The 19,187-nt window shown below is 35.4% G+C and carries 16 protein-coding genes; all 16 read left to right on the top strand.

Going from position 1 to position 19,187, the window contains the following annotated elements:
- The first annotated feature begins 376 nt into the window (after positions 1-376).
- The 16 genes from PHE88_04260 (at position 377) to PHE88_04185 (ending at position 19,184) form a co-directional block, all read left to right on the top strand.
- Positions 377-1,600, top strand: a complete 1,224-nt coding sequence (locus PHE88_04260) for a HEAT repeat domain-containing protein (protein ID MDD5687032.1) — start codon at positions 377-379, stop codon at positions 1,598-1,600.
- Positions 1,601-1,640: 40 nt separating this feature from the next.
- Positions 1,641-2,285, top strand: coding sequence for a deoxyribose-phosphate aldolase (gene deoC / locus PHE88_04255; protein ID MDD5687031.1), 645 nt, complete (start codon positions 1,641-1,643; stop codon positions 2,283-2,285).
- Positions 2,286-2,513: 228 nt separating this feature from the next.
- A complete protein-coding gene (locus PHE88_04250; GenBank protein MDD5687030.1) occupies positions 2,514-3,590 on the top strand; it encodes a PilT/PilU family type 4a pilus ATPase in 1,077 nt (358 codons plus the stop codon).
- Between the two features lie 69 nt (positions 3,591-3,659).
- Entirely contained in the window at positions 3,660-5,678 is a 2,019-nt protein-coding gene (gene dnaA / locus PHE88_04245) for a chromosomal replication initiator protein DnaA (protein ID MDD5687029.1), read from the top strand.
- 41 nt (positions 5,679-5,719) lie between these two features.
- Positions 5,720-8,323 (top strand): GAF domain-containing sensor histidine kinase, encoded by a 2,604-nt coding sequence (locus tag PHE88_04240; GenBank protein ID MDD5687028.1) that lies wholly within the window; start codon positions 5,720-5,722, stop codon positions 8,321-8,323.
- Positions 8,298-8,675, top strand: coding sequence for a response regulator (locus tag PHE88_04235; GenBank protein MDD5687027.1), 378 nt, complete (start codon positions 8,298-8,300; stop codon positions 8,673-8,675). The genes PHE88_04240 and PHE88_04235 overlap by 26 nt, the downstream gene beginning before the upstream one ends.
- Positions 8,676-8,703: 28 nt before the next feature.
- Entirely contained in the window at positions 8,704-9,522 is an 819-nt protein-coding gene (locus PHE88_04230) for a transketolase (protein ID MDD5687026.1), read from the top strand.
- A 49-nt stretch (positions 9,523-9,571) separates the two neighbouring features.
- Positions 9,572-10,519, top strand: a complete 948-nt coding sequence (locus tag PHE88_04225; GenBank protein MDD5687025.1) for a transketolase family protein — start codon at positions 9,572-9,574, stop codon at positions 10,517-10,519.
- A 153-nt stretch (positions 10,520-10,672) separates the two neighbouring features.
- Positions 10,673-11,977, top strand: coding sequence for a phosphopentomutase (locus PHE88_04220; protein MDD5687024.1), 1,305 nt, complete (start codon positions 10,673-10,675; stop codon positions 11,975-11,977).
- A gap of 52 nt (positions 11,978-12,029) precedes the next feature.
- A complete protein-coding gene (locus PHE88_04215; GenBank protein ID MDD5687023.1) occupies positions 12,030-13,097 on the top strand; it encodes an inorganic phosphate transporter in 1,068 nt (355 codons plus the stop codon).
- A gap of 17 nt (positions 13,098-13,114) precedes the next feature.
- Positions 13,115-13,717 carry a DUF47 family protein gene (locus tag PHE88_04210; GenBank protein ID MDD5687022.1) on the top strand — a complete coding sequence of 201 codons (603 nt, stop codon included), beginning with the start codon at positions 13,115-13,117 and terminating at the stop codon, positions 13,715-13,717.
- 172 nt (positions 13,718-13,889) lie between these two features.
- Positions 13,890-14,708 carry a purine-nucleoside phosphorylase gene (locus PHE88_04205; GenBank protein ID MDD5687021.1) on the top strand — a complete coding sequence of 273 codons (819 nt, stop codon included), beginning with the start codon at positions 13,890-13,892 and terminating at the stop codon, positions 14,706-14,708.
- 71 nt (positions 14,709-14,779) lie between these two features.
- A complete protein-coding gene (locus PHE88_04200) occupies positions 14,780-15,199 on the top strand; it encodes a nucleotidyltransferase substrate binding protein (GenBank protein MDD5687020.1) in 420 nt (139 codons plus the stop codon).
- Entirely contained in the window at positions 15,192-15,506 is a 315-nt protein-coding gene (locus PHE88_04195) for a nucleotidyltransferase domain-containing protein (GenBank protein ID MDD5687019.1), read from the top strand. Before PHE88_04200 ends, PHE88_04195 begins: the two co-directional genes overlap by 8 nt.
- Positions 15,503-17,716, top strand: a complete 2,214-nt coding sequence (gene recJ, locus PHE88_04190) for a single-stranded-DNA-specific exonuclease RecJ (protein ID MDD5687018.1) — start codon at positions 15,503-15,505, stop codon at positions 17,714-17,716. The genes PHE88_04195 and recJ overlap by 4 nt, the downstream gene beginning before the upstream one ends.
- Positions 17,717-17,840: 124 nt before the next feature.
- A complete protein-coding gene (locus PHE88_04185; GenBank protein ID MDD5687017.1) occupies positions 17,841-19,184 on the top strand; it encodes a pyrimidine-nucleoside phosphorylase in 1,344 nt (447 codons plus the stop codon).
- Positions 19,185-19,187 lie beyond the last annotated feature (3 nt).

The raw sequence follows: 19,187 nt of genomic DNA, 5'->3' as shown, positions 1-19,187 counted from the left end.
GCAATGTTTAACCAAAGGCGGAAAAGCGTAAAGATTAATCCGCTAACATTTTGTGATGGATTTTTCGGTGAGGTGTTTGCCAGAGATGCCTGCCCGCCAAAGTACTAGTGGCGCGGCCTGCCCGCCAAAGTACTAGTGGCGCGGCCTGCCCGCCAAAGTACTAGTGGCGCGGCCTGCCCGCCAAAGTACTAGTGGCGCGGCCTGCCCGCCAAAGTATTAGTGGCGTGGCCTGCCCGCCGGTTTGTATGGTAGTGAGCAGATGTTATTACAGCCTCACTTGAAAATATTTTAAAAGTAGTGACCATCCAAGAACAAATTTGACCTAAAGTTAATGGATCTTTGTTAATTTCAGTAATATAAAATTATAAATTGTATTATGCAACAGAAAAAGAAAACTACTAATGTAGAATCTTCATTGATAGTTGAAAATTTCTCAGATGCGGATATTCATATCCGGGAGCTGACTGCAACATTAAAAAATAATATAAATTCAGAAGTACGTTTATCAGCAGTAAGTCAGCTTGGCGAATATGGAAAAAAAGCAACAACAGTTCTTATAGATGCTTTAAATGAAGAGAAAAATGAAGTGGTTTTGTCTGAAATTATAAAGACACTTGGTAACATAGGTGATGAGGTGGGTGTCGGTTATTTCATAGAAAAACTTGAAGGATCTGCTGTTATACGTGCTTCTGTTATATCTGCTTTTGGAATGATAGGTAGCAGTAAATATCTTCCATATTTGCGTAAAGCGCTTGAAGATAAAGATAGAAGAGTACGGATTGAAGCAATTCACGCCATAGCGAGGATTTGCAGCCTTGAGTTGTATGATGACCTGTTAAATATTTCAAGAAATGATACCGATGCTGAGGTTCGTGCTGAATCCGTAGAGGCGCTGGTTAAAATTGCATTATATAATCAAAATCAAAAGATTTTTGTAGAACTTAGAAAAGAATTAATCTTACAAGAAGAAAAAAGCTCTAAAGTTCCTTTCCTACAGATGGTAATTCTTGAAGGGCTGAAAGAATTACAAATATTTTCTGACTATGAAGATGTTATTTCTGACCGCGACAATATTTATCTTGAGAAGCAAGAATTAGAAAAGCAGCTGAAAACAATAAGCGATAAGAAAAATAAAACCAGAGAAATCCCCTCTTATAGAAGAACTAATATATTTTATATAAGTGGATTAATTCTTTTAATTACGGTAATTATAGAAGGGATATTTCTTGTTAAGGAAGCCAATATAAAACAAAAAGAAATACAACTGTCTGATGAAAAAATAAAAGTACTGGAAGCAAAAATTACGTTACAGAATGACCAGGAACAACAAGCAAAAGAAACAACTGCAAAGTACCAGCAGATAAAAGATATGGAAGAAGAAATAAATAAATTTGCCATTAATGCAATTTCTGATAATACTAAGGTTGCAAAAGTTTTTATGAAATGTCATGACGCATTTTTTAATACAAAAATCAAAGATATCGGGCTTGACCTCGCATATAGAAAGAAGAAATATTTTTTTGATTCCGCACAATTAGCGTCCTCCGGCAAAATAAAAGAAGCACAAGAGTTGTATAAGCAGGCGGAGGAATTGAAGTAGAGCTCGCATTTATTTTGTTATGAATTTGAAGAATATTAGTATACACATTGCTGCTTTCATTGACCACACATTATTAAAAGCAGACGCTACTGAAAAGGATATTAGAAAACTTTGTGTTGAAGCAAAAAAATTTAATTTTGCATCCGTATGTGTTAACCCTGTGTATGTTTCACTTGCCGGTAAACTTCTTGTTGATTCATCTGTAAAGGTTTGTACTGTAGTCGGTTTCCCGCTTGGTGCAACAACTTCTACTGTGAAAGCAATTGAGGCAAAAGATGCAATTAAAAGCGGTGCCGATGAAATTGATATGGTTTTAAATATAGGGGCACTGAAAAGTGGTAATTATAAATTAGTATTTGATGATATAAAAGCTGTTCGTAAAATAACCCGTGGTAAAATTTTAAAAGTAATATTAGAAACAGCACTTCTTGAAAAAAAGGAAAAAATAAAAGTATGCCTGTTAGCAAAAAAAGCGGGTGCGGATTTCGTTAAAACATCGACCGGTTTTGCCCAATCAGGTGCGACTGTTAAAGATATTCTGCTGATGCGGGCAACAGTAGGACCGAATATGGGCATTAAAGCATCTGGTGGAATAAGAACTCAGGATGACGCCGTAAAAATGTTAAACGCAGGAGCAACCCGTATAGGGGCGTCTGCTTCAGTAGCGATTGTTTTAGGAAAATGAAAGAGTTGTAGAATCGTGGGGTCATAGAATCGTGGGATAGTGGGATTGTGGGATTGTGGGATTGTGGGATTGTGGGATTGTGGGATTGTGGGATAGTAGGATAGTAGGTAGTATCGCGGGATAAAATAATAAAATATCGCGAAAATAACACAAATATTTGTAATAAATTCGTGAGGTGTTATAAATTCGTGATAATTCGTGTTCCCGAGCGAAGCGAGGGTAGTTATTATGAATGTATCTGAACTTTTACAAACGATGTTAAGAAAAGGGATTTCAGATATTCACTTCAAAGTAGGAAGTTCGCCGGTGGTAAGAATTAATGGAAACCTTGCTGCAACTGGTTTGGAAAACTTTTCTTCAAAACATGTAGAGGAAATTGCTTACGGGCTTTTGAACGAAGAACAGAAAAAAAGGTTTGAAGCGGAAAACGAAATAGATGTATCTTACAGTGTGGATGATGTTTCAAGATTCCGTATAAATATATATCGCCAGCGGGGAACTCTTGCGCTTACATTAAGAGTAATTCCATTACAAGTGAAACCTTTTGAAGAACTTAATTTACCGTCACGCATATTAAAAAAACTTGCTGAAGTTCCTCGTGGTCTTATTTTATTTGCAGGTATAACAGGTGCGGGAAAAACTACGACAATGAATGCGGTTATTGATTATATAAATGAAAAATTTGCATATAAAATTGTTATGATTGAAGACCCTATTGAGTATTTTCACAAGGATAAAAAATCATTTGTATGTCAAAGGGAAGTTGGTGTTGATACAAAATCGTTTGGTAAGGGTTTAAAATATGTGTTAAGACAGGACCCGGATGTTGTTTGTATCGGTGAAATGCGTGATTTTGAGGCGATATCCGCAGGAATTGCTGCTGCTGAAACAGGACATCTTGTTTTGTCAACCATTCACAATATGGATACAGTTCAAACAATAGATAAAATTATTGACGCATTTCCGCCTCACCAACAACATCAAGTAAGGATTTCACTTTCAAATGTATTGAAAGGCATAGTTGCGCAAAGACTAATACCAACAATTAAAGGCGATGTGCGTTTGCCCGCGACTGAAATTCTTATTGGAACGTCACTTATTAGAAAAAATATTGCTGATGCTAAATCTACTGAGATTTATAAGCTTATGGAGCAAGGCGAATATTATGGTATGAATACTTTTGACCAGGATATAATTAATCTTTATAAGGAAAAAAAGATAACACTTGAAGAAGCATTAGAAAACGCAACAAATCCTGATGATTTAATGTTAAAAATTACAGGAATTGAAAAAGAAGAAAAATGATTTTTATCCAGGTTAACCTGGATAAAAATCATACTGAACATAATTGTTCAGTATCACTAATATATAATTATGATTAAAAAATGGGATTTAGTACCATCTCCGTGTGACAGGGATATAAATAGATTTAAACTTTTGCTTTCCTCAACAGATGATAGTCTTGCCGATGTGATAAAATATTTTGGTCAGGATGCAGGCAAACCTTTTACTCCTCTTTCGCAGGAATATAATTTTGCAATTTATATATATAATGTATCTGAAGAAAAGAAAATTGCTACTGAAAAGTTTTTAAAAAGCAAATGTGAAAGTGGAAAAGTTGGAGGAACATCTAAAGGTAAGGATTTGGAAGAAATTTTAGAAAAAATAGCAGGAATAGAAGAACCTGAACTGGAACAACCGGTAATTAAACATGAAGATATTAAAAAAACAGAAAAGGCAGCAGAAAAGGTAGCAGAAAAGGCAGTAGAAAGGGTAACAGAAAAGGCAGTAGAAAAGGCAGCAGAAAAGGTAGTAGAAAAGACAGCAGAAAAGGCAACAGAAAATACTATAGGAAAGATGGCAGAAAAAACTTTTATAGAAAAAGAAGTTAGTAAAGGAGGAGGCTGGAAACCAAAACTGAATTTAAAGTATGTTTTCGATGAATTTATTGTTGGTTCGAATAACCGTTTTGTTCATGCCGCTGCATGGGGTGTTTCACAAAGTCCCGGTAAAACATACAATCCTCTTTTTATCTATGGTGGTGTTGGATTAGGAAAAACGCATATTATGCAAGCAATAGGGAACACTGTTAAAGACAAAAATCCGTCATCGAAAGTGCTTTATATTACAACTGAAAAGTTTACTTCAGAAGTTATTGAAGCGATAAAAACTGGCGGATTGATGGATTTTAGGGAACATTATAGAGAACTTGATGTGCTTCTTATTGATGATATTCAGTTTTTATCAGAAGTGGAGTCCACGCAGGAAGAATTCTTTCACACATTTAATATTCTGCATGAAAATCAGAAACAAATAGTTATGACATCAGATAAACCGCCAAAGAAGCTTGCGGGTATAGAAGACCGGTTGAAATCACGTTTCGAATGGGGGCTTATTGCTGATATAAAACCTCCTGATTTGGAGACTCGGGTTGCAATATTAAAAAGAAAAGGACAACGTGAGAATTTAGAAGTTGATGAAAAAATATTAATTTATATTGCTAGTAAGTTAAAATCAAATGTTAGGGAACTCGAAGGTTTTTTAAAACGACTTAAAGCATATATAGAGATGAGTAATACAACGCTAAATTTGGAATTGGTTAAGGAGTTGATAGGTGATCTTTTGCCTGAAGAAGAAAAAATAGAAAAAATAGAGAAAGTAGAGAAAATAATAGTTTCTTCATCCCCTGCACCCGCAGTTACTCCAGCAGCTGAAGCTAAGCCAGCGCCTGTAGTCGTGCCGGAACCTGTAATCAAGCCAGCACCTGTGGTCACGCCAGAACCTGTAATCAAACCAGCACCTGCAGTCACGCCAGCACCTGTAATCAAACCAGCACCTGCAGTCATGCCAGAAGCTGAACCCACGTTGCCTCCAACAGCGACTGAAGAAAAAGTTGTTAATGAGCCGGTTATTCCGGTTAAAGAAGAGCCTCTGCCGGTTACGCCTGCACCTGTTTATGCTGCTAAAAACGAATATGATTTATTAAAACCAGTAGAAGTAGGTTATTTTTATCCGGAAGGTCATGAAAATGATTTTGAAAAAATGAAAGAATTATTTAAGGAAGTTATAAAGAAACACAAATTGAAATTTCGCCTTAGCGGTGTTTTTGATAAAAGTTATACAACAGATAAAAAAATAAATTATTCACTTTTTGTTCAATTATGTAAAACTAATAATCTGTCTATAATAATTTTACTGGGTCCGCCGCCGGCTACTTCAGTTTCAGAAGATGATTTTACAAATATGATTACGACTATTTGCGAAACGAATAATATTTCAGCAGAAATAATACCTTATTCTGATTTGGCAAAACAATATAAGTATTTAAACGTTACTTTGGATATAACATTGCTTGTACATAAGGATATTTCACGAAACAAACAGGAAAAATAATATAGTTTTTGTTTAAAAAGGCACAAAAACATAATTTGAATATGAAAACAAAACAGAATGTTGGAATAAAATTGAGTTTTTGTATATTAGTATTTTTAATATTGATTATAGTGACTCATATATTTGCAAAAAATATTGAAAGCAATGTGTTGTTAATTTTATTTTGTTTAGTGATTTCAATATTAGGATATAGTTTAATATTTAGACCTGTGAAATTACTTGAAAAAATGTTGAACAATGCTTTAGATGGTGATTACTCCCAAGGTGGAGAACCAGCAGTTTTTAATAAAGTTGGTTATGACCTCAATTCGCTTTTGCACCGTCTGATGATTTCACAAGAATCACTTAATATTCTTTTTGCAGCTTCTAAAACAATCACTTCCCGTACTGAAATAGATGATGTAATTAATATGCTTTTAGATTTAGTGTACGATAAAATGATGATGTCTTTAGCTAGCGTTACTTTTCAGGATAGTGATGGAATTTTGAGAATTAAAGCATCCCGCGGTTTCTCGGAAGATTTCATACAAAATATTCATTTGGCAGCAGGCGAAGGTTTCTGCGGCCGGTCATTTTCAAGTAAGGAAACCATAATAGTTAACGACACTGCAAAGGAAAAAAATCCTGCCACTGAAAAAATTGTTAGCCAGGAAGGTATTGTATCGTTTGTACATATTCCGATAATAGTTAATGATAAATCAATAGGAATTCTCAGTGTTGCTTCAAAAACAAAGAACTTTTTTGATGCAGGAATAGTCAAGACTTTAACAACGCTTACAAACTATTTAGCAATAGCAATAGGAAATTCTAAAATGTATCAGGAGATACAGGAATTTAATAAACGGCTCGAGTTAGAAGTAGAATCCACGACTGAAGAGCTTATGAATACGAATCTCCGTTTGATTTCAAAAGTCAAAGAAATGAAAGCATTGAATGATATAATATTTTCTGCAAATAGTAAATCTGAAATAGAAGAAATATTTTCATCAGTAATTGAAAAAATAAAAATATCTTCAAACACATCAATTGTCGGTTTTATGATTTATAATGATTTGGATACGCTTGTGGGTTATGGAGACCTTAAAGGATTTGACTTGAAAGTTTCAGATAATAACGGAAGTGTGTTGGTTAAAACATTTAAGGAAGTTACTTCTTATGTTTCAAATGAATTATTTGTTGAGACTGCTCCTGATTTACAAAACCTTTATAAGAATTATAAAGTTACAGCTTTAGTCGCGCTCCCGTTATTGGAAAAGAAAGTCATCGGACTTTTTGTGCTTGGCAATAAAATGGTTGGTAAATTTTCGCATGAAGACATAAGATTTTTATCGATAATTGCGTCACAGATAGCAGAACTTATTTGCCGGGCAAAACTTTATGAACAGGTTAACCAGCGTGTTAGTGAGTTGACTACATTAAGGGACATATCCGATACTATAAGAACTGAACCGCAATTAGAAGAAATTATTGAGATAATAGCAGAAAAGACGATGAAAGTCTTAGGTTCTGATTATGCTGTTTGCTGGCTATTAGATGAAACAGGTGAAAAACTTGTGCCTAAATTTCCGCTCGACTATGCGGGTATTCAAAAAATGAATTTGAATATTAAAAGTCCCTCTGTCATTGTGAAAAGTTTTCTGGAAGGTAAAGTGCAATCTTTTGAAAATTTAGAGTTCCAGAATGAGTTGGAAGAATTACAAAAAACTTTTAAAATAAATTCTTATCTTTCCGTCCCGCTTAAGGTTGAGAATAAAAAAATAGGGCTCTTTTGTTTTTGTTCTACGGAACATAACTTTTTTAAGGAAGAAAAAGTGCGTATTGCAGAATTGATAGGGAGTCAGATAGCTGTCATAGTAGAGAATGCTAGAATCCATAGTCAGCTTAAAGAATTTAATATAAAACTTGAACGGTTAAATAAAGTTAAAGATGATTTCGTGGCGATGGTTTCTCATGAGTTGAGAACACCGCTTACTGCAATAAAAGGTTTTGTTCATGTTGTTTGTGACGGCGAAGCTGGTCCTGTAAATGAACAGCAGAAAAAATTTCTCGGTATTGCAAAGCAGTCAATAGACCATCTTAATATACTAATTTCAGATTTACTTGATTTATCGAAAATAGAGAGCGGACTTATTACTTTAAAATTGGAAAGAGTTAATTTGTCGGATATAGCAAAGAAATCAGTTATAACTAATACCAGTCTGGTTCAATCTAAAGGAATTGATTTAAAAGTTGATATTGATAATGACTTGCCTGAAATTGATGCTGATCACTTGCGGTTGCTTCAAGTTTATAATAATCTTATTTCAAATGCTATAAAATTTAGCAATATTAATGGAAAAATAAATGTTGTTGTAAAGGATAAAGGTGATTATATTATTTCCTCTGTATCTGATAGGGGTATTGGAATTCCTAAAGAAGAACATCAAAAAATATTTGATAAATTTTACCAGGTTGATTCATCTCCTACTCGCGCTGCTTCCGGAACCGGTCTTGGTTTATTTATTGTTAAAACAGTTATAGAACTTCATGGCGGTAAGATTTGGATTGATTCGGATCTCGGCCAGGGTTCAACTTTTTCTTTTTTGCTACCGAAACAAAAAAAGTTATCAAGGAGGAAGCATGTACAAAATATTAGTGGTGGATGACGACATCATTACTTTACAACTTTTGGAATTTTTATTAACTAAACATGGTTACAGTGTTACTCTCTGTGATCGCGGTAGCGATGGTATTAAAAAAGCATTAGAGATAAAACCAAATGTAATTCTTCTTGATGTTATGATGCCGGAAATGAATGGTATAGAAGTTTGTAAAAATCTTAAAGCAAATCCTGAAACAAAGAATATCCCAATTTTATTTTTATCGGCACTTGGACAGGACATGGAAGTCATGCGGGGACTTATGGCTGGTTCCGATGGTTACATTTTAAAACCGTTCGAACCGGCAGATTTGCTTAAACAAATACAAAGATTAGCAGAAAAAACACTTGGAAATTGAGAAAATTAAAATATATAAAGGGGGAAAAATGACAGTTCAGGAACTTGAAAAGAAGGCAAAAATTGTAAGAGCTGACATTATCAGGATGTTAGCTGAAGCAAAAAGCGGTCATCCGGGCGGGTCGCTTTCGGCGACAGATTTAATGGTAGGATTGTATTTTGAAAAATTGAAACATAACCCGAAAAATCCGGAATGGAAAGACCGTGATAGAGTTATTTTTTCAAAAGGGCACGCCTGCCCGCTTTTGTATGCATGTCTTGCGGAAACGGGTTATTTCCCGACTGATGAGCTGATGACATTAAGAAAATTAGGTACTAGGTTGCAGGGACATCCCGGTAAAAACAAAGGACTTCCTGGAATAGAAATTTCAACCGGTTCTCTTGGACAAGGACTGTCAGCGGGTGTCGGGATGGCTTTGGGTTTTAAACTTGACAAAAAGTCAAACAGGGTTTATGTTTTAATGGGTGACGGTGAATTGCAAGAGGGTTCAAATTGGGAAGGAGTTATGTCTGCGGCACATTATAAACTTGATAATCTTTGTGGGATTGTTGATTCCAATAAACTTCAGATAGACGGTGCGGTAAAAGATGTTATGAATATTGCACCTCTTCCGGATAAATGGCTTGCGTTCGGCTGGAATGTTATTGAAATTGACGGGCATAATATGTCAGAAGTAATTGCCGCATATGATAAGGCATCTTTAACAAAAGAAAAACCTTCTGTAATTATTGCAAATACAGTAAAAGGTAAAGGTGTTTCGTTTATGGAAAATCAGGCTGGCTGGCATGGTAAGACACCTAACAAAGAACAAGCAGCGATGGCTTTGAAAGAGTTGGGAGTTATATAAAATTATTTCTTTGTATAATAGCAGATTTTGGTGATTGGAGGATTTATTTATGGTTGAAATGAAAGCGACAAGATTCGGTTATGGAGAGGGACTTGTGATTTTAGGTGAACAAAATCCTAATATCGTGGTAATAGGAATGGATATAACATCCTCAACGACAGCTAATATGTTTAAAGAAAAATTTCCCGATAGATTTTTTTCATTAGGTATTGCGGAACAGAATGGTATGAGTGTTGCAGCAGGACTTTCAATGGTAGGAAAAATTCCGTTTGTTTGTACATATGGTGTTTTTGCTGCCGGAAGATGCTGGGACCAGATAAGAACAACAATTTGTTATAATGAGTGTAATGTTAAAATTGGCGGCGGACATGGCGGGATTTCAGTCGGACCTGACGGTGCAACACATCAGGCATTAGAAGAAATAGCAATAATGAGAGTGTTGCCTAATATGACCGTAATTGTTCCATGTGACGCGATAGAAACAAGAAAAGCAACGATAGCATCAGTGAAGGATATAAAAGGTCCTGTGTATATCAGATTTGGCAGGGAACCTATCCCGGTGATCACTGATGACAAAACACCATTTATTATAGGTAAAGCTAATGTTATCCAGAAAGGCAAACATGTTACAATCATTGCTTGTGGAGCGATGGTTTATGAGTCACTTAAAGCAGCGGAAAAACTTGACAAAGATAATATTTCCGCAGAAATCATAAATCTTCATACGATTAAACCAATTGATGCAGAAACAATAATTAAATCTGCAAAAAAGACAGGAGCAGTTGTTACAGTTGAAGAACATCAAATTACAGCCGGTATGGGTGGTGCGGTGGCTGAGGTTCTTTCTGAAAATTGTCCGGTTGCAATGAAAAGAGTCGGTGTGCTTGATAAATTCGGTGAGTCAGGTGAGCCGGGCGAACTCATGAAAGCATTTAATTGTACATCAGAAGATGTTTATAAAGCAGCAAAGAAAGTAATTAAGATGAAGAAATCCTAACCTGAATGTAGTGGCTTGCCCTCGGCAAGCCATCATTTATTAAGTAAGTTTGAAAGATGTTAGCAGAGCAAGCCTGCCTGACGGCAGTCAGGCTCTGCCACTACAATTTTTATGTAGTTGCCAACCTTGGTTGGCATAGGTGCTTTTATTATTGTGAAAGTTATTTTGATTGTTTTAGATTCTGCCGGTATAGGTTTTTTACCTGATGCAGCAGCATATAATGATGAGGGGACAAATACTCTGGGTAATATAGCAAAATCTATAAAAGATTTTAACCTACCTAACTTAGCAAAATTAGGTTTATATAATTTACTACCTGACTATGAACTCCCAACTATTAACTCTGAACTAACCGGCAGTTACGGCAAAATGTCCGAGGCATCAAATGGTAAAGATACCTCGATTGGGCATTGGGAAATAACCGGCATAATCACAAAAAAGCCGCTTCCTACTTATCCAAAAGGTTTTCCGGAAGATTTCATAAAAAAATATGAAAAGGCGATTGGGACTAAAACAATAGGCAATTATGCTGCTTCAGGAACTGAAATAATAAAACAACTTGGGGCTGAACACTGCAAAACCGGGTATCCAATAGTTTATACTTCTGCAGACAGTGTTTTTCAGGTCGCTGCCCATGAAGATATAAAGATTTTTGGATTAAAGCGGCTTTATGAAATCTGCGAAATTGCGAGAAAAATGCTAAATGTCGGAAGGGTGATTGCAAGACCGTTTGTAGGAACTCCCGGAAATTTTGAAAGAACATCAAATCGTCACGATTATTCTATAGATCCGCCCGAACCGACATTACTTGATAAGTTAAAAAGTTCAGATATAAAAGTTATCGCAATAGGGAAAATTAAAGATATATTCAATAATAAAGGTATCACCGAATCCATACATACCAAAAACAATAAAGATGGCATGGACGAGACATTAAAAATCGTTCACGAGTTCATTGGTTCACATGTTCACGCATCAACGAATCAACAAATGAACATATCAACACGTGAACGCTGTTTAGGAGTTAACCCATCAACACATGAACATATCAACATGTCAACACGTGAACGCAGTTTGGATCGCTGTTTGGTGTTCACTAATTTAGTTGATTTTGATATGCTTTGGGGACATCGTAGAGATGTTAATTCATATTATAACGGCTTGAAAGAGTTTGACGAATTTTTACCAAAAATTTATGATGCAATGGCAGATGAAGATATTTTATTTATTACTGCAGACCATGGCTGTGACCCGACTTATACAAAACATACTGACCATACAAGAGAATATGTTCCGTTGCTGGTTTATAGTAAGAGACTAAAAAAAAGCGTTAATCTTGGTGTAAGAAAAACATTTTCAGATTTAGGCCAGACAATAGCAGATATTTTTAATATAGAAAAATTACATAATGGTGAAAGTTTTAAAAAGGATTTAGTGTACACTAATGAGCACGAATAAACAGAAAATCGCGAATATCACACGAATATTAGTGATGAATTCGTGAGGAATTATGAAATTCGTGATAATTCGTGTTTCTGAGCGAAGCGAAGATATGGATACAGTAATTTTAATTGCCGGGTTTGTTGTTGCACTTGCCTTGTTTTTTGATTTCACTAATGGTTTTAATGACTCGGGAAATATGGTTGCTACTGTTATTTCTTCTAATGCGCTTACACCTGAGGTAGCTCTGACATTAGCTGCGATTTCGGAATTTATTGGCGCCTACTTTTTAGGGACTGCTGTTGCAGAAACAATTGTTAAAGGCATAGTCGATCCGCGACTTCTGCAGACAGGTCCTTCCGGTGTAATAGTTATTATTTCCGCTTTAATCGGTGCGATTTTATGGAATCTTAGTACTTGGTATTTTGGTATTCCATCATCTTCCTCTCATGCTTTAATCGGAGGTCTTATCGGGGCTTTTCTTTTTGGTTGGGGTCCTAAAGTAATTAACTGGATTAAGGTATGGCATATAGTTTTGATTATGATTTTGTCACCTTTTGCAGGACTAATTATAACATATATTTTCACAAGGTTTACTTTGGTTTTCTCGCAATGGTCATCTCCAAAAGCAAATAGGGTTTTCCAAAAACTGCAAATTGTTTCGTGCATTACCCAGGCGCTTGCACACGGTACAAATGACGCTCAGAAAACAATGGGTGTTATTACATTTGCACTTGTTATTTTAGGATTACATAACATTTCAGGAAGTCAACTGATGTTAGTACCCCACTGGGTTGTTATTTCCTGTGCCTTGACAATTTCTCTAGGAATGGGGGTCGGTGGTTGGCGAATCATTAAAACATTAGGCAATAAACTTTACAAAATAAGACCGATACACGGATTTGCTTCACAAACTGCCTCAACTTTAATAATCTATTTTACTGCACTTTTTGGATACCCGATTTCCACTACTCAAGTTGTTTCATCATCCATAATGGGTGCCGGCAGTGCTTTCCGGCCTAAAATGGTTAGATGGCAGGTTGCTCAGGATATGATGGTTGCGTGGTTGATTACCATTCCTGCAAGTGGAATTATGGCAGGTTTAATTTTTTATATTTTGAATAAAACATTAATTTAAAAGGAGGATTTGAAGTTATGTGGCCATTTCCCAAGAAAAGAGATTTTTTTAAAATGCTTTCAGAGCAGATGTCAAAGATTGAAGAAGGCATAAAAACATTGCAGGATTTTGTTTATGATCCTACGCCGGAAAAGGGTAGAAGGGTAAGTGATATGGAGGAAGAAGCTGATGAAATAAGAAGAGTACTTGTTGATGAATTAAACCAATCATTTGTTACACCAATTGACAGGGAAGATATATTTGCGCTTTCCAGGTCTGTTGATGATATCCTGGATTATGCCAAATCAACTGTTGAAGAGATGACACTTTTTGAAGTTGGTACTGATGAATTTCTTAAAAAAATGGTAGATGCGCTTTATGATGCGACTAGAGATATTTCTTACGCACTAAAAGAAATGAAAGAGCATCCCAAGGTTTGTGCTGAACATATTGTAAGAGCGAGAAAAGCTGAAAATTTTATTGAACATAAATATAGAGAAGGACTTGCTAAACTTTTCAAGCAATCGGATGTAGTAAAAATTCTTAAAATGAGAGAAATTTACAGACATCTTTCCAATGCAGCCGACAGAGCAGCCGAATCAGCAGATATTATAGGTGACATTTTAGTAAAAACAACATAATTTAACAAATATATTAAAAGTTGTAGTTGCAACACCTTATAGTCCTGATGTTTTGTAGTTGCTTGCCCTTGGCAAGCAGATATTATTAGGAATAAGTTTTTGTTGGACATAATGCACGCCAAGAGCGTGCAACTACAATAAAACATAAAGAAAGGTTTTGGCTAGGTATAATATGGGTCTTCTTGAAAATCTTGAAGAATCAAAAAAGTTTATTGAAAATAAAACGGATATAAATCCGGAAATCGGACTGATTTTAGGTTCCGGGTTGTCGTCTGTTGCAGATACTGTTCTAAATAGTATGAAAATCCCATTTTCCGAAATCCCGCACTTTGCCAAATCAACTGTTGAAGGACATAAAGGCGAAGTTGTTCTAGGAAAACTTTCCGGTAAAAAAATAATAATTATGGCAGGTCGCCTGCATTTTTATGAGGGGCACACGCTTAAAGATGTAACATACCCGGTTCGGTTAATGAAATATATGGGTGTGCAAAAACTAATAATTACATCTGCTGTAGGAGCGGTTAATAAAAAATTCAGACCCGGTGATATAATGCTGATAACGGACCATATAAATTTTATGGGTGGCAATCCGCTTGTTGGTCAGGAAGGAGTGTTACAAGGAAGTCGTTTTCCTGATATGTCAGAAATCTATAGAAATGAGCTGATGAAAAAATCAGAAATATCAGCAAAAAAATTGGGAATTAAAATCCAAAAAGGTGTTTACCTTGCGGTTACAGGACCTTCGTATGAAACACCTGCAGAGATAAGTATGACGCGAGTTTTGGGAGCTGATGTTGTCGGTATGTCTACAGTTCCTGAAGCGATTGTTGCTAATCATTGTGGTATAAAGGTTCTCGGTATTTCATACATTTCAAATATGGCAGCCGGTATTTCAAAACAACCGTTAAACCACATGGAAGTAATTGAAGTCGGAAAGCGAACAGAAAAAAAACTGTGCAATTACTTAAAAGAAATAGTAAAAACAATTTAACTAAACTATTGTAAAAAATTCAGTTATTTATTGAGACATATTTACTAAAATGATATATAGGAGTGTATGTTATGGCATTAGATTTGAGCAGTTTACGAAGGGCAGTCAATTCATTAGAACGTGCTGCTAAAGTTGCTTCTGCTATTATTAAAGGACCAGTTAATACAGATCAGGAAGAAGTTATCCGTGCTGGAGTAATACAGAATTTTGAGTTTACATTTGAACTATGCTGGAAATTTATAAAACGCTGGCTTGAATTAAATGTTGCTGGTGCAAATGTAGATGGAATTACGCGAAAAGAACTATTTAGGATGGCAGCTGAAAGTCAGCTTATTGATAATGTTGAATCATGGATTGTTTATAATATATCCCGTAATGAAACGGCACACACATATAATGAAACAAAGGCGGAAGATGTATATGAATCTGCGGTCAAATTTGTTAAAGATTCAAAGGCACTATTGAAAGTATTAGAAACAAAAAATGATTAGTGTTTCTCCACTCCATTTAAAAATTATAAAAGAGATATTGCATAAATATGTTCCTAATTGTGAAGTTCGTGTATTTGGTTCTCGCATAACAGATACAGTAAAGAATTATTCCGACCTTGATATCGTAATAGTAAGTGAAAATAAATTATCTAAGAAAAATTTATATTCTCTCAAGGAAGCCTTTGAAGAATCTGATTTACCATTCCGTGTGGATGTGCTTGATTGGAATAACATCTCACCTGAATTCAGAGAAGTGATAAGTAAAAAATATGAGGTTTTGCAGAAGAGTAATAACCAGAAATTATGAAACAGTGGAAAATTAAGGAATTTGATGATTTATTGATAGAAGACCTTTCACAAAAAACAGGTTACTCTAAAATATTTGTTTCTTTACTTTTTCAAAAAGGAATAAAAACCCCGGGTAATTTAAAAAAGTATATCCATCCAAAAATTTCTGATTTATATAATCCATTTTTATTTAACAATATGGAAAAAGCAGTTAACAGAATCAGAAAAGCGATATTAAAGTCCGAGAAGATTCTTATTTATGGCGATAGGGATGTAGATGGAGTTACTTCGGTAAGTATTGTTTTTTTATTTTTGAAAGAATTAGATGCAAATGTGATATGGTATATCCCGCTGGACGAAGGGTATGGACTTAGCAAAAAGTTGATTGAAAAATATCATAACGAAAATGTAAAATTGATAATAACAGTTGACTGCGGGATAACGGCTGTTGAAGAAGTTGAATTTGCAAATTCACTGGGTATAGATGTTATAATTACCGACCATCATGAAGCAGCTGCCAAACCACCAGAAGCAATTGCCATAATTGATCCAAAATGTCCGGAAGAAAAGTATCCTTTTAAGGAACTTGCCGGTTGCGGGGTCGCGTTCAAATTTTGCCAGGCACTCTCTTTTTCTTACTCAAAATATTACAATAAAGACATAGTTGTTTTTGATGTTGAAACAACAGGACTTTCATCTTTAACAGATGAAATAGTTGAAATCGGTGCCGTAAAAATAAGAAATTTTATTCAGACAGGAAATTTTTCAACACTTGTGAAACCCAAATCACAAATTCCTGAAAATGTAACTGCTATTCATGGCATATCTAATGAAGATTGTGAAAATGCACCGGCTATTTATGAAGTCTTAGGGAAATTTATGGATTTCACAGGTGATTCAATTCTCGTAGCTCACAATTCCGATTTTGACATGTCATTTTTATATTCTGCATCAGAAAAAACAGGAAAGAAAATATGCAATCAGGTTATGGATACACTTGCTATGGCTCGAATGCTTTTCCCGGCTAAATCGTACAAACTCGGGATGTTGGCAAATGATTTAAATATTGAAGTTGAAAAATGCCATAGAGCATCCAACGATGCTGTCATTACTTCAAAAATATTTGAACAGCTTGTTATGATGCAGGAAGAAAAGCAAAATAAGTTTATAGATAAATATCTTTACTTCGTTGCATTAGGTACTATTGCAGATATAGTTCCGCTTGTTTCCGAGAACAGAATTTTTGTAAAATACGGTCTCCCGTTACTTTATAATTCTGATAGACCTGGTATAAAAGCAATGCTGGATGCTTTACTGATTGATAAAAACGCATTTACTGCCAATAAGTTATCATGGTCGGTCATCCCGATTCTCAATTCTGCCGGTCGCTACGGTAAAGCCGATTTATCTATAGAATTACTAACAACAAATGATAAAAACAGAGCTGAAAAATTATTTGACGAAATACTTATTCTTAACGGAGACCGTAAAGCTCTTCAGAAAATCAATATAAAAAGTTTTATTGATGCAACCATTCAACAGAATGATATGGACAACGATAAAATCTTAGTGACAGTTGTTGAGGGATTAAAGCGCGGGGTTACCGGAATTGCCGCTAATCAAATATTGAGAGAGTTTAACAGGCCTGTTATTCTTTTCATTCTTGAAGGAGATGAAGCTGTGGGGTCAGCGCGAAGTATTAACGATTTTAATATCGTATCCATAATAGAGAAATGTAAGGATATAGTTGTAAAATATGGCGGTCATAAAGCGGCAGCCGGATTAACAGTTATGAAGAGTAATTTGGATAATTTTGTTAAACGGATAAAATTTATTGCTAAGGATTTAATTACAGAAAAAATGCTTGTATCACAGCTTTCGATAGATACTGTTATTTCCGCTTCTGATGTTTCACTTGAATTAGTAAAAGAAATAGGACTTTTAGAACCTTGCGGATGTGGGAACGAATATGCTATTTTTGCGCTTAATGATGTTGTGTTAAGTGATTTTACGCCTGTTGGTGTTGATGGTGCACATCTGCGGGTATGTCTTAAAAATGGAAAAGTAGTTATAAATGGTATAGGTTGGCAGTTAGGCCGCCGGGCTGTTGATTTAAGAAAAGGGCAAAAAATTGACCTTGCATTTAATCTTGAGCTAAATGTATGGCAATCGAAAGAATCTGCACAACTTAAAATTTTAGATATAAAATCATCAGACAGCCTTTTTTAAGTACGCAGAAACAACAGAGATTTCGCAAAAGCCGCAGAGAAAGACTTTTCTTTTTGCGTAATCTGCTAATATTTTGTGTTTTCTGCGGTCTCTGCGGAGTGCTGAGCGAAGCGAGGGCTAATTTATGAGAATGTATGATTTGATTTATAAAAAAAGAAATGGTCTAAAACTTTCAAAAGAAGAGATTTCTTTTATAGTTCAGGGTTTTAGTAAAGGCGAAATCCCTGATTATCAAATGACGGCATTTCTAATGGTAGTTTATTTCCGTGGCATGGTTTCTGAAGAAATTACTGATTTGACGATAGCGATGGTAGATTCAGGCGAAAGGATGGATTTATCGGCTATACATGGTTTCAAAGTGGACAAACATTCAACCGGCGGTGTCGGTGACACAACCACGCTTGTTCTTGCCCCGCTTGTTGCCGCGTGTGGTGGCAAAGTTGCCAAAATGACAGGTCGCGGATTGGGGCATACCGGCGGAACAATTGACAAGCTTGAGTCAATTTCCGGTTTTGATACTGAACTGACAAAAAAAATATTTATAGAAAATGTTAACGAAATAGGGGTTGCACTGACCGGTCAGACCGAACAGCTTTCACCTGCGGATAAAAAGATTTATGCTTTAAGAGATGTTACGGCAACTGTAGATTCAATTCCGCTTATTGCGGCAAGTATTATGTCGAAAAAACTCGCCGCCGGTTCTGACGGGATTGTTCTTGATGTAAAAGTGGGTAGCGGTGCATTTATGAAAAACTATGAAGATGCTCTTAAACTTGCACAGACAATGATTAATATAGGTGAAGGTGCCGGTAAAAAAGTGGTTTCTCTTATTACAAGCATGGAAGAGCCGCTGGGTTTTGCAATTGGTAATTCGATTGAAGTAAAGGAAGCAATTGATACATTAAAAGGTGCAGGTCCTAAGGATTTAACCGATTTATGTATTGAACTGGGAAGCAATATGCTTTTAATTTCAGGGATTGTAAAAACTATTGCTGATGGAAAGAAGAGGTTAAGAGAGGCAATTGCAAATAAAAGCGGCATAAAAAAACTTAAAGAACTAATTGAATCACAAGATGGCAATTCTGCTATAGTCGACGTTCCTTCACTTCTTCTTCAGTGTAAAGAATTAGTCGAAGTCAAATCAGAAAAATCGGGGTATATAGAGAAAATAAACGCTCTTGAAGTAGGTGTAGCATCTCAGATTTTAGGAGCAGGCAGAAAAACTAAAGATGATAAAATTGATTTATCTGCCGGTATTTATCTTAAGAAAAAAGTTTCAGATAAAGTAAAAAAAGGTGAACCTCTTGCTGTTTTTCATACAGATGGCGATGAAAGGAAAATTAACGAAGCAAAAGAAAAGTTCTTAAATGCATATAAAATCGGGAACAAAAAAACGAAGTCGCCTAAATTATTTTACGCAAGAGTAACAAAAAATAAAGTAGAGACAATTAAAAGATTGAAAGATTAAAAG

The organism is Elusimicrobiota bacterium, from assembly GCA_028718185.1.
Taxonomy (GTDB): Bacteria; Elusimicrobiota; UBA8919; order UBA8919; family UBA8919; genus JAQUMH01.
Note: the sequence above shows the minus strand (reverse complement) of the source record. Positions and strands in the feature narration are given on the sequence as shown.

Excerpts from the sequence above, each read along its gene's own strand:
- PHE88_04260 (MDD5687032.1), top strand. The coding sequence starts at position 377 with ATGCAACAGAAAAAGAAAACTACTAATGTAGAATCTTCATTGATAGTT.
- PHE88_04250 (MDD5687030.1), top strand. The coding sequence starts at position 2,514 with ATGAATGTATCTGAACTTTTACAAACGATGTTAAGAAAAGGGATTTCA.
- dnaA (MDD5687029.1), top strand. The coding sequence starts at position 3,660 with ATGATTAAAAAATGGGATTTAGTACCATCTCCGTGTGACAGGGATATA.
- PHE88_04240 (MDD5687028.1), top strand. The coding sequence starts at position 5,720 with ATGAAAACAAAACAGAATGTTGGAATAAAATTGAGTTTTTGTATATTA.
- PHE88_04235 (MDD5687027.1), top strand. The coding sequence starts at position 8,298 with ATGTACAAAATATTAGTGGTGGATGACGACATCATTACTTTACAACTT.
- PHE88_04230 (MDD5687026.1), top strand. The coding sequence starts at position 8,704 with ATGACAGTTCAGGAACTTGAAAAGAAGGCAAAAATTGTAAGAGCTGAC.
- PHE88_04225 (MDD5687025.1), top strand. The coding sequence starts at position 9,572 with ATGGTTGAAATGAAAGCGACAAGATTCGGTTATGGAGAGGGACTTGTG.
- PHE88_04215 (MDD5687023.1), top strand. The coding sequence starts at position 12,030 with ATGAAATTCGTGATAATTCGTGTTTCTGAGCGAAGCGAAGATATGGAT.
- PHE88_04210 (MDD5687022.1), top strand. The coding sequence starts at position 13,115 with ATGTGGCCATTTCCCAAGAAAAGAGATTTTTTTAAAATGCTTTCAGAG.
- PHE88_04205 (MDD5687021.1), top strand. The coding sequence starts at position 13,890 with ATGGGTCTTCTTGAAAATCTTGAAGAATCAAAAAAGTTTATTGAAAAT.
- PHE88_04200 (MDD5687020.1), top strand. The coding sequence starts at position 14,780 with ATGGCATTAGATTTGAGCAGTTTACGAAGGGCAGTCAATTCATTAGAA.
- PHE88_04195 (MDD5687019.1), top strand. The coding sequence starts at position 15,192 with ATGATTAGTGTTTCTCCACTCCATTTAAAAATTATAAAAGAGATATTG.
- recJ (MDD5687018.1), top strand. The coding sequence starts at position 15,503 with ATGAAACAGTGGAAAATTAAGGAATTTGATGATTTATTGATAGAAGAC.
- PHE88_04185 (MDD5687017.1), top strand. The coding sequence starts at position 17,841 with ATGAGAATGTATGATTTGATTTATAAAAAAAGAAATGGTCTAAAACTT.